We start from the raw sequence: 12299 nt of genomic DNA, 5'->3' as shown, positions 1-12299 counted from the left end.
TTACAAGAGTATAAAAAATGGATAAAGTTGTCATAAGCGGACATCAATCAAACTTGTCTTTGCCTCAATATGGATATGACCTAGTTGTTTCGACAACGCAAGAGTCCATAAATGCCACAATGAAACAATTTTTGGATAAATTCGAGGGAAAAGAGTTTATCAGTTGCTATGTATCCCAAGAGCAAAGTGATGGGACTTATACAGATGTCCCCGGAGATTACGATCGATTATCCAAAATAGCGGGTATGGATCTATTCTCTATTCCCACCACTAATCAAACTGCCGATCAGAAAGCTGCTGCTGATCAAGCCTACGATAATTATTTTTCGTTTGCCTTTAAAGCCACAATGGGACTACCTGATTTTTCTCTGGAATCAATCCCAAATGTCATCATTTTAGACAAAGGTTCAGTTATCGTTACCTATAATCTGTTTTTCAAGGACTTCAGGATATTAAATGCCGAACCTCAACGACGTGGCTATTCTTGGACTAATCTATCCCAAGCAGATGCACCTGCACCTTGGGTATTTCAGTTTAGTGTGAAGTTAGATTTGAATTCGAGTGATAGTGCTTTTATCCATTTACCAGAGACTGTACAAAGAAAAGTTAAAAACTTAAACCCACATTCAGCGTTTAGTGTTCAACAGTTATATCTTGATCTGAACACAGCAGGCTTAGAAACTGCTCCTACGGTTATGGGTTTAGAACCTACCAGTACCGCCTATATATATCTAACACGGGTGTTTATAAATTCCTACTTGAAACAGTTGCAGGACGAGCAGAGTAAAGATCCTGCTAACCCTGATGGAAATATTCTCTTGGGATATTCGGTTAAGCCCACAAAGCCATCAACAAGAACCTCGTCCATCATCCCTACCGATCTAACATTTATGGTATCTCCTTTCCGTGATGAGAATGGAGTACCAACGAAAATTTACGATCTGTACACTTTGAATTATTTGGTGATGTCTGACAATCACCATATGCCTGCTTCTGTTGAATTTGGATGGAATTGGATTGAGAAATCGGAAGAACGTGATTACGCTGGCACGATGACCATTAAGAAAGGAATTTTTGCCTCTTTCCTTAATCAGCAATTATCCCCATCACTCAACAGCGTTTGTCTTATACCCAATTGCAAAATGAATATTCCCAATCCTTTTTATATGGAGTGGAGTTGTGGTTACACAGGCGATACTACTCCGCAAACTTATCAAGTAGTTAATGATAGCACATCTAAAGTGTTAACTTTTTCCTATTCAAAAAGTGCTAGTGATAGCGATACTTTTGTGCCACTTTGGGGGAATATAACTTTAACCAATAGTGTTCAAAGCGATATCTATTTAGAGAACAACATTATTAGGACTGTAACAACAGCAACTGCCTACGTTCATATTAATTGTGAGGGAGGAGTAACAGAAGGCAACTTTGTCAAGTACCAAACAGAAACATCTTACCAAATAGGAGTCGATCAATCAGGAAATCTAACGGTAGTTTTAACAACAGGTTCTCCAAAGTTTTCCGATTTTTCAGATAAAATCGATCCCAGTAGTTGGTCTGAATTTGTTACTTTGGGGCAAATTGATGGTGTGGTCGATAAGGTAAAAAGTTTTTGGACTAATCTAAAACGTTTCCTTGACAACCATGAGACAGCAATTTTAGCAATGTTAAAAGGGTCTGGTATCTGGGTATTTCCGGGTGGAAAAACTTTTATCTTCAAGGATGTTTATTTTTCAGATCATCAGGATCTCGTTGCTCATGTTACCTATGTAGATCCAGAAGAATCTACTCTATTCTAATCGAATATTTGCCTAATAAAAATTAAAAAGTTCATGTAACGGTAAGGAGAAAATTCATGTCAGTCAAAATTACCTTTTCGTCAGAATTAATGCAGAATTATAAACAGGCTGAAATTGTTGCACCAGATACACAATTTGAAGCACTACAAACTAATGAGGGGCATTCCCTACTTTTTTCGATTGGTACAAATAATGTTTTTTACTTAACAAAAGAATTGGTAGATCATGCTACAGGCTGGCAAAAAACCGATTTAAGTAGTACCTTGTCTCAATATCATAACGGATTACCTGTCGTTGCCAAAACCTTTGCTGTTTCACAAAGCATAAATAATGATAACGTTGACATTGCTTTAGCAATCACTGTGGACGGACAAGATTATTTATATCTAGCACAAAATAATTCCAACTCAGATATGTCATGGAGTCAAAAGGTTAACTGGCTAATTATGCCATTTGACGATAAAAACCATTCTTTTTCAAATATTGAAATTAATGACATTTATATTGCTCAAGTTCATAATGGGGAATATATTGTTGTTGACATTATCAAGAATCCAGATGATAGTCAAAAATTTGTTTTCAGGTATTATATAGATCCCACTCAGCGAATTACAGGACAAATCTGGAACGCTCATGATTTACCCGCTAATCTAGAGCCAGATCAAATCAAAAGTTGTCTGGGTAAAAGATCGAGAGAACGAGTTGAAGGAATTTATACTTTGGGCGATATAGATAATAAGCTCGAACTGATTTATACGCCTCTCTATAATCCTTTTAACCCTCGTGTTCCTGCCAATCCCGTCAGGTTAGTTACACCACCCTCTGCTTCTGCTATTGCCGTAGGTGCGGCAGCCGATAGCAACTTTACCGATCTTTTTGTTGCTGGTGATAAAGCACTTTATTATTTTCCCTACGATCGACAACAAGATGGGAAAGAGGGGATCAAAGTTTTTGAAAATGATATTTTCCTTGATGTCCAAAAGTTATTCGTTCACACAACTGATTCTAAAGTTATTGTTTGGGGTGTGAACAGGGCGCAGGAAATTTTTTATACAACTTGTAATAAGGCGGACATCAAAAATTCATCTGCTTGGAGCTATCCTCTTGCTCTTTTAAATGGTGTTGAACAGGTTACACCTTATGTTAACTGTGTCAATGATGGTAATACCTTTTTTGCTCATGTCGGTGGTAATCAGTTAAAGAAAGCGGTTCAATCTCCAGAAACAACCATCTGGAAATATAATGACATTTTATTGCCTTCTCTTTACCGAGACGCTAAATCTCTAAAATTTAACTCCTATACCACGAGAATTCATGTTGCTGATGATAAAAATGCCCCAATATATAGAGCTAAAATAAAAATATGTTCTCTTGATAGTTGTAGTGTTTATATTAATAATCGGTACTATATCTTGGATAAAGAACCGATTGAGATTACTTCCGACTCAATGGGAGGCATCACCATTGTTGAAAAAGTCAGTAGTCTCAAAGGATCTTGTTTCAAGATTTATGGAAATGATGGTCACGCGATCAGCATTAACCCGATGGATAAACCAAGGAAAAAAGTTGAACAACTCGATAGTATAGAAAAGTTAAATAATGCCAAGATTGAGTATGGAGCAATTGATTCTACACCTAAATCCTTAATTTCATCCTCCACCAGCGATGCTGACAAACAAGCCGTTGTCGATTCCATCAAACAACTTGCAACCGTTTCACAATCTCTACCTGCTGATGGTTCTGTCAAAACTGCAACTCCTACAACTACTTCCTCCTTATCTGCTGTTCCCCATAATCAGATTTTTGCTTTAGCGGTTCAACCAAATTCTTTTAACGCTTTTGCTGGTGGTAATGCGGTTGCACTTCCCGCCCATAATTTTCCTACTAGCAACGGCTTCAGTGACTTTACCAGTGCGATTGAGGTTGTCGCAGGGGATTTCATTAGCTTTTGGGAAAATATTTGGGAATTTGGCAAAGAAGTCTTTCATGTCTTCATCGTGGCGGCAGAAGACGCTTGGCATTTTATTGCCAAAATTGGTGAAAAAGCCTATCGATTTGTCATTGATTGTGCTGAAAAAGTAGCCCATGCATTTGAACTTGTCTTTAACGCTATCAAGACTTTTATTGGCGATCTTATTGACTATTTGAAGTTCCTGTTCGATTGGGAAGATTTTGTCCGCACCAAAGATGTATTCAAGAAACTTCTCCTTCTCTATTTCGATCATGTACTCGATGGTATTGAAGGCTTTAAAACAGACTTCAACGGTTTCATTACTGAGGCTAAAAATACAGTAGATGATTGGGCAGGAATTAAGCACGATGACTGGCAACCAAGTGTACAAAATAGCAGTCATCCTCTCGGTTATCTACAAGCAATAACTGATATCGAAGAAGTTTTTACTTCACCTGCTATGTTTCTCTTTCAGCATTTCGTTCACAATGCACCTAATAGCCAAAGTCAAGGCTCCAGCAATGCTGCTGTAGATGTGATTGACGATCTGCTTAATCGTACCATTCAAGCACTAGAGGACGAAGGTAATGTGCTGATCGATGCGGTGAACCGAATTCAGTTCGAGTTGATAGGGAATTCGCAATATGAGTCACTTTCACTCAGTGACGTGCTGAAAAAACTCACAGCAATTGTTGTGGATGCACTGTTAAATAGTACGGAGGATCTAGTAGATATCCTCATTGATGTCTTTGTTATTCTCGCAGGAGCCGTCATCAAGGCACTGGATACTCCGATTTGGATTCCTGTCCTCTCAGATATTTTGGAAGATGTTGGGATAACAATTTCATTCTCCATGCTTGATGTGATTATGATGATTGGAGCAGTTCCTGCAACCTTAGTCTATAAGGGAATTAAAGGTTCTGCTCCCTTCTCGTCGGGCGACGGATTTAGCGACAAGATTCTTGCAGCTAAGGATCTCGACTCGTTACGAACGGCGTTTGCTAGTAGCAGCACAGGAGGTGGCAGTGGCGGAATACACTCGGTAGCTCCTTACGAAATACAATCAATGATGTTACATGAAATACAACCAATGATGTCAATCGCAGCAGTATCAGCAGATGGTTCCGGTAAAGAAGAGTCATCGCTTGTCCCTATCGATCTCCCGAAAAATGCAAAAGATCCCATCTTTCTTATTGGGCATCTCCTTGGTGGGGTTGTTGCAATGTTAACTTCTGTATTGGCAGTAGCAGATGCTTTATCGGATGAAGGTAGTAGTGAGTATGAAACGGCAGTAGGGATATCCGGGGCAGTTGGTGCTATGTCAGCAGGTTTAGCGACAGTTTTAGCACAGCCATATCCGATTCAGAATGCCGTGATGTCAAAAATATCGAGCGTTAGCACAGGTGCCACCCTTTTAGGGAAGGTAGCATTCTATGCCGCACCAAAGGCTATTGCCAAGAAGCGCGGGATTACGGATGCGGGAGAGATCCAATCTCTGACGACGAAGACGAAAAAGATAGGAACAGGGTTTGATGCCACGATTGCTGTCTTGGCATTGCTACCGACATGCTACCATTTCTCCGAGCTATCGAGTTATCCAGCATCAAGGAATCGTACCGAAGCGATTCTTGATGAGACTAGCAATATCTGTAATTACCTTAATCGGATCTGCGCCTTCGCAGTACGGATGGATGAAGAGCCGAAATCTAAGGCAATTCTTGCTGGTGTAATGGGAGTGCTGATAGCATTGTATGGCGGGCTACAGATTTCGGAGTCGATTATAGAAGCAACCGGTGGACTTAATGGTTGAAATTGATTAGCTTCAAATCTAGTCTAGGAAAAATCAGCGAGCGCACTTTTCTATATGTCGGGATGCGATCGCCACTCTTGTAGTGCCGTGTCAAGCTTAAAATAGGGCAATAGTAAAAAAGCGATCGCGTCTCGAATCATCTAGTCTGAGCGATCGCATTTATTCTGTTTACTGACTGCCTCTATTAAAGCACGATCGCCCATTATTTCGGTCAAGTATGGGGAGCGATCGGCGAAATTAAAATAGCCGATCGCCCCTGACCCAAAAATATCCGTTGCCGATCCGAAATTAAAATAGGCGATCGGTTCAAGCCGTAACGCACCATGATTTTTAGAAAGAAAGGTGCGTTACGGCGGGCTTTTTAATCTCTGTAAAAATTCCCAAGTTTTCCCCCGCCTAACGCACCCTACCGAAAAACTAGATAATCTACGCATAAACCTTGTTGGTTACAAAATCTATGTAAACACATCACTAAAACCTAGTTCAATACATACAGCTTTCTCAATGGCTGGCCAATAACTTTCCTCCAAAACACCCTGCTGATTTTTGATCCTTTGAAAATCTACAGTTCTGATTTGAGTCAAATTTATATGTCGATCTATATCTAATCCGTTTTGGGGAGTTGGTGTTACATTGACAACAAATGGATATGTCTTTTTCCCCGGTAAGAATGGGGCAACGATTGTCGTCGCCCCATTTTGGTTGCCAATATCATTTTGCTTGCATCAAGCAAGGGCGTTCTTTACCTGTTTCACTACCCACCACCGGGTTCAAATCAACCCACCAGATATCTCCACGCTTGTAAGTCAAAATTCCATTAGGCATTGAGTCCATCACCTACGGTAATATCCCAAACAGACATTTCTTCACGAAATTCTGGGTCACGATCTTGCTCTTTGTAAGCATCTGCTAACTCTTTCATAAAAATTCTTTTTTTCTCTTCCCACAAAACATCATTGATGAAGCTACTCCGGTTCGTGGCGATGCGATCGACAAACTCTAAAATTTCATCCTCTAAGGTAATACTAACTTTATCATAATTTTACAAGTCCATTTATTAAAGGTAGGATATTACTATCTTTCCACTTAATCCTAGTTAAATCTTTAAGGACGATCGCCTGTATCTTTTTCTGAAAAATTGTCTGCCATATATAGCCACATAGCCAGATAAATCCCAAAGCCAAAAACCGGTTTATTCAGTCAAAAAACCGGTTTTTTGGTAAAAATTGAAAAAAATTTTTTCGGGAGCATCCAAGTTTGATGCGATCGAAGTATTAGACAATTCTGGCTTTCATAACGGGTACGATCCCCCCCTTAAAAAGGGGGGATGCATCAGAATTTTGCCAGAGGTCTATTATACCATTTACAAAAATTCATACAACAGTAGGGGCGCAATGCTTGCGCCCAAATAAACTTGAAATTGTAGCAAGAATTCTTAAAATTGGTATTACTTATTATAAATAACAAGCGGAGGAGTCAGAATTTGATGAATTGTCCCCAGCTTTCGCGCAAGCGGTGCCCGCAAAATTGATATCTGCGGCCAGTTCGGGATGTTCTTGTTTCCGTTTGGCGATTTCTTCTCTGGTGTAAATTTTGGATTGATCGAACCCTAAATCAATTTCCGTATGTAGCCCTTTTTGTTTGACGCGGTTAAGGTTATAAAAGCGCTTATTTAAAGTTGCTTTGGCAAAGGCTTTTAAGCAGCCCAACATATATTTCCGCTTAAAGCTATCTTTGATTAACCAATACTCAAATGTTTTCCGCATATAGAAACGAGCATAGTTATGTAGTACCCCTTTGAGTACCTCTTCTCGTTCCATGTTGTTGGGTTTAATAATTGGGGTGACAAAGTTATATTGAGAGTAGTCCCGCACTTCGACGCGATCGCCGATTTCTTGGAATAATTCAGAAAATGGCCAAGGAGTAAATATATTCCAGTTCACCATATCTGGATTCCATTTCAGCGCCATATTATAGGTTTCTTCAATGGTTTCCGGGGTTTCATTTTCTAAACCCATAATAAATTGGGCTTCGGCCACAATGCCATTTTCTTTCAGCAATTGCACCGCCCGGTGATTATCTTCAATGGTGGTTTGTTTGCGAAACACATTCAGGTTTAATTGGGCGGCTGCTTCCGTGCCCAGGGACACATGAACTAATCCCGCTTTCCGATAGAGAGGCAGTAACTCTGCATCCCGTAAAATATCGGTGACGCGAGTATTAATTCCCCAGTGAACCCCCAAGTTGCGATCGATTAATTCCTCACATAAGGCGATAAATTGTTTCCGATTAATCGTCGGTTCTTCATCAGCTAAAATAAAGAAACCTACATGGTGTTCTTTCACCAGGGTTTCAATTTCATCCACGAATAATTTTGGCGTGCGGATGCGATAATTGCGCCAAAATTTCCACTGAGAACAGAACCGGCAGGTAAACGGACAACCCCTAGCGTAGTTGGGTACCGCTACCCGCACATTTAAGGGAATATAAATATATTTATCCCATTCTAATAAACTCCAATCCGGGGTTAATGTATCCAGATTGGCAATTGGATCGTGGGCTGGTGTGGCGAAAATTTGGCCATTTTCTAAAAATGCAATCCCTTTAATTTGGTGGCGATCGCTCATATCCGTTCCCGCAGCGATCGCCCGCATCAAATTCACCGTAATCTCTTCCCCTTCACCCCGAATAATATAATCCACCCAAGGGGATTCCGTCAAAACTTCTGCATACATATAAGTGGGGTGAATTCCCCCCATAATCGTCTTCGCTTGGGGGCAAACTTCTTTCACCATCTTCAGAGTTTTCTGCGATTGATAAATCATCGGGGTAATTGCCGTTGCCAGCACCACATCCGGCTGATTTCTCTCAATAATTTCCCTTAAAATATCGTCAGAGATATTATTTGTCATCGCGTCTACGAAGCGAATATTCTTAAACCCTGCGGTTTTCAACGCGCCCCCCACATAAGGCACCCAACTTGGCGGCCAATTTCCGGCAATTTCCGCCCCACCAGAGTGATAATTCGGTTGAACCATCATTATTTTCATCATATTTTTCTCCTGATAAAAATAAGCAGATTATAAACAGATTTACCACAAAGACACAAAGGACACAAAGGACACAAACGCAGAAGAAAATATTTATGCTTTTTACATCCCTCCCTAAGCCCCATTTTTCAGGGTTTTTGGTGGTTTTTTTCCGTAATTATGCTAATGGTCTTTTGTGTCTTTGTGGTTGCTTTGTGGTTACTTTATTAAATAGATCGGGAAAGTATTCTTACCTGATTTTGGCGGCTATGAGCATCAAAAATTGTGGCAATATTGCGGATGAGTAACCGACCCACTGGGGTAACTTGGATTTTTTCCGCGTCCACCTGTACCAGTCCATCTTTTTCTAGGGCGTGTAAATGCTCTTGTTCCCAAGCAAAATATTGCTCAAAATTCAGATCATATTTGGCTTCTATCTGACGTTTGGATAAGTTGAACTGACACATCAGTTCCATGATTACTTCCCGACGCAGCATATCATCAAAATCCAGAAATACTGCTTTTTCTACCGGCAGTTGTTTTGCATCAATGGCTTGGTAATAATCTTTCAGGCGTTTATGATTTTGGAAGTAAACATCATCGAGCATACTAATGGAAGTAATGCCAAAGCCAAATAAGTCGGCCCCAGGTAAGGTGGTATAGCCTTGGAAGTTGCGGTGCAGTTCCCCTTCCCGTTGGGCGATCGCTAACTCATTATTCGGTTTGGCAAAGTGATCCATGCCAATAAATACATAACCATTGCTGGTTAACTTTTCGATCGCCATTTGTAAAATTGCCAGTTTTTCCTCTGCTTGCGGCAAGTCTTTTTCCGCAATATTTTTTTGTACAGGTTTCATGCTGGGCAGATAGGCAAAATTAAACACCGCCACCCGTTCTGGATCGAGTTTAATGGTTTTTTCAATCGTCTCGGTAAAGGTACTCAGACTTTGGAAAGGCAACCCATAAATTAAGTCCACATTTGCACTTTCAAACCCCGCTTCCCGAATCCAACTCATCACGTTAAACAGCAATTCTTCTGGCTGAACTCGGTTCACTGCCGCTTGAACTTGGGGATTAAAATCTTGAATCCCAAAGCTAATCCGATTAAAGCCTAATTCCCGTAAGAGAAAAATATAGTTGCGATCGACATAGCGGGGATTGACTTCTATAGAAATTTCGGCATTGTCTGCAAAAGTAAAATGTTGATTAATTTTAGTCCAGAGGGCTTCCACTTGATGCAGACTTAAATAATTCGGAGTTCCCCCACCCCAGTGAAGTTGAGAAACTTTCCGGTCTTTGTCAATTAACCCAGAAACGTTGGCAATATTTTGATATAAATAATTCAAATAAGGTTCAATAGCTTTCTGGGTTTGGGTGACAATCACATTACAACCACAGAAATAGCAAGCACTTTGACAAAAAGGAATATGAAAATAAAGGGATAGGGGCGATTTTTTTTCATTACTCCGGGCGATACAGTCGTGTAAAGCTGTCTCGGTAAATTCACTGCTTAAGGCATGGGCAGTGGGATAGCTGGTATAACGGGCGCTGGTGCGATCGTACTTGACAATCAAATCGTGGTCAAATTTTACGTCTTGGGTTAATAATTTCATAGTCGTTATTTCTGAAATTTTAAGAGTGGAATCAAGTAAGAGTGGGACAAAAATTGGTTAAAAACCCGGGTTATTTTTATGTCTGAAATTAGAACAAGAGATCAAAACAAGATTTATTTAGCAACCCGGTCGATCGCCCGTTTTGGCAGATTTAGGCTACGATCTAGCCCCTACGGTTTCCGTACTTCCGGGGTGGGTTTGGCTGGCAATGCGATCGTATTCTGCTTGGCCAATGACTTTAATTAAATCAACTTCTAGTCCTTTAAATAGACTGCGACTGAGATAAAATGATTCATTTGCTTCAGCGACAATTTTATCGGCAATTTCATCGCTGACTACCAAAGAATTTAAAGCATCGCGATAGCGATCTTTAAAGGCTGGGATATCAGAAATGGCATCAAATTCATAAAATCTTGTGCCTTTGTCTGCCGGTAATTTTAAAGCATTGCGAAAAATTTTCCGAAATGCTTGACCGCCGGATAAATCGCCTAAATAGCGAGTGTAAGCATGAGCCACTAATAATTCTGGATGAGTGACTGATACGGCATGAATCCGCGCTACAAAAACATCGCAATGTTCTGAGGTAGTGATTTTATCGCGCCAATTTTCGCCATAAAAATAGGCTAAATCTTCTTGTAAATTTGCGGTGCGATTCAGTTCGGGAAAATACATCGGCTCAACCACCGGATGTTGCCGATATTTTTCTAGATTTTGTTCTAATGCACTGTAGACAAAATATAAGTAGCTAAGAAATTTTCTCAAGGAGATGGGTTCGATAACCCCTTTGATTAAACACAGCACAAAACCCGTGTTTTCGGCTGTGCTATGAGGCTTTTTTGTTCCTTCCCGAAGCTTTGCGGCTAGTTGACTGCTCATGCTGAATTGTTAATGGTTTGTAATCGGGTGCCTGAATCAGAAAGTTTCTGAGGGAAAAAGGTTTCTCAGTAATAATACTTACGCGAAACCCGGTGTCTTAATCTTTTTATTACTCTATAGTGATGTAGCTTTTAAGTATAGTCAGTTTAATAAAAATTCACAATAGGTTGGTTGTTGGTTGTTGGTTGTTGGTTGTTGGTTGTTGGTTGAGGCCGCCATCGGTGTAGGGTGTAAGGCCGCCATCGGTGTAGGGTCGCCATCGGTGTAGGGCCGCCATCGGGGGGAGAAGTGAAAAGTTAAAAGTGATGCATTGAAAAGTTATGCATAAATATCACTATTGACTATTGACTATTGACTATTGACTATTCACTCTTCCCTACACCCTACACCCTACACCCTACACCCTCTCTTCCCCGTTCCCCGATTTTTTAGCTTCTGCACTAATATGCAATAGGTTCCGATACTCTAATAATTACGGAGAAATACATGGATTTATCGAATTCACAACTCTTCCTGAAGCGCAATGTAATCGTGAAAGCCGTTGTGACGCCACGATGGAAAGAAGAAGTCCAACAACAATTACAAGCGCAAATTAACCAACTGGATACTCAGTTACAGCAGATCGAAATCCAGGCGAACCGAGCGATGAGTGATTTGCAAAGACAGAGTGCTAGTGTCGGTGGCGCACAAATCCAGCAACAGATGGAAAGTATTCAATCTCAGGTTAACAATCAGCAACGTAAGCTGCTGGATCAGAAAAATCAAATTTTGCAAAACTTGCAACAAGTGCAGACCTTGGAACTGGAAACAGAAGTCACCCAAACTCAGGTTGAAAGCTTTTTTACCGTTGAACTGGGTGAGAATCTGATTAAAAAAATGCAAGTGGAAATTTTATTACGGGATGGGATCGTGGAAGAAATTCGCGGGGATCTATAAGGGTATGACCGATCGCCCATAATGTGAGGCCGATAATGTCAGGCCGATAATGTCAGGCCGATAATGTCAGACCCATGATGTCAGGCTCATAATGCCAGACCCATAATGCCAGTAAAATAATTTGGCAAAAATTTGGCGAAAATTGGGCGAATTGTATCCGTGGTGTCCAGCATCACGGTACAATGCCATTTGACCTAATTTTGATTAGGACTTACGCATCCCTATGCATATTTATTTGTAGGGGATCTGCCGATCGCGGTGGTTGATTCTATCGACCAGATCGAT

Annotated in this window: 8 protein-coding genes; 3 read left to right on the top strand and 5 right to left on the bottom strand. The window is 40.5% G+C overall.

From position 1 onward, the window contains the following. The first annotated feature begins 17 nt into the window (after positions 1 to 17). Together ABWT76_RS29400 and ABWT76_RS29395 are read left to right on the top strand one after the other, a co-directional pair. On the top strand, positions 18 to 1799 hold the full coding sequence (locus ABWT76_RS29400; protein WP_190876810.1) for a hypothetical protein: 1782 nt from the start codon (positions 18 to 20) through the stop codon (positions 1797 to 1799). Positions 1800 to 1855: 56 nt separating this feature from the next. Further along, complete coding sequence (locus tag ABWT76_RS29395; protein WP_190876812.1) at positions 1856 to 5560, top strand: hypothetical protein; 3705 nt, start codon at positions 1856 to 1858, stop codon at positions 5558 to 5560. A gap of 455 nt (positions 5561 to 6015) precedes the next feature. On the opposite strand, the gene ABWT76_RS29390 is transcribed toward ABWT76_RS29395, so the two are convergent. The 5 genes from ABWT76_RS29390 to ABWT76_RS29370 form a co-directional block, all read right to left on the bottom strand. Then, entirely contained in the window at positions 6016 to 6243 is a 228-nt protein-coding gene (locus tag ABWT76_RS29390; RefSeq protein ID WP_354636448.1) for a type II toxin-antitoxin system PemK/MazF family toxin, read from the bottom strand. 28 nt (positions 6244 to 6271) lie between these two features. Next, positions 6272 to 6385, bottom strand: coding sequence for a type II toxin-antitoxin system PemK/MazF family toxin (locus tag ABWT76_RS29385; protein ID WP_277926263.1), 114 nt, complete (start codon positions 6383 to 6385; stop codon positions 6272 to 6274). Between the two features lie 629 nt (positions 6386 to 7014). Then, positions 7015 to 8613: a magnesium-protoporphyrin IX monomethyl ester anaerobic oxidative cyclase gene (bchE, locus tag ABWT76_RS29380; protein WP_354635365.1), complete on the bottom strand. Its 1599-nt coding sequence runs from the start codon at positions 8611 to 8613 to the stop codon at positions 7015 to 7017. Positions 8614 to 8816: 203 nt separating this feature from the next. After that, positions 8817 to 10202 (bottom strand): oxygen-independent coproporphyrinogen III oxidase, encoded by a 1386-nt coding sequence (hemN, locus tag ABWT76_RS29375; RefSeq protein ID WP_054465562.1) that lies wholly within the window; start codon positions 10200 to 10202, stop codon positions 8817 to 8819. Between the two features lie 156 nt (positions 10203 to 10358). Further along, positions 10359 to 11078 carry a biliverdin-producing heme oxygenase gene (locus ABWT76_RS29370; RefSeq protein WP_354635364.1) on the bottom strand — a complete coding sequence of 240 codons (720 nt, stop codon included), beginning with the start codon at positions 11076 to 11078 and terminating at the stop codon, positions 10359 to 10361. A 486-nt stretch (positions 11079 to 11564) separates the two neighbouring features. Here ABWT76_RS29370 and ABWT76_RS29365 point away from each other — a divergent pair, with 486 nt between their 5' ends. Further along, positions 11565 to 12014, top strand: coding sequence for a YlqD family protein (locus ABWT76_RS29365; RefSeq protein ID WP_054465560.1), 450 nt, complete (start codon positions 11565 to 11567; stop codon positions 12012 to 12014). The last annotated feature ends 285 nt before the right edge of the window (positions 12015 to 12299 follow it).

Source organism: Planktothricoides raciborskii GIHE-MW2, from assembly GCF_040564635.1.
Classification (GTDB): Bacteria; Cyanobacteriota; Cyanobacteriia; order Cyanobacteriales; family Laspinemataceae; genus Planktothricoides; species Planktothricoides raciborskii.
This window is presented reverse-complemented; position numbering and strand designations above follow the sequence as displayed.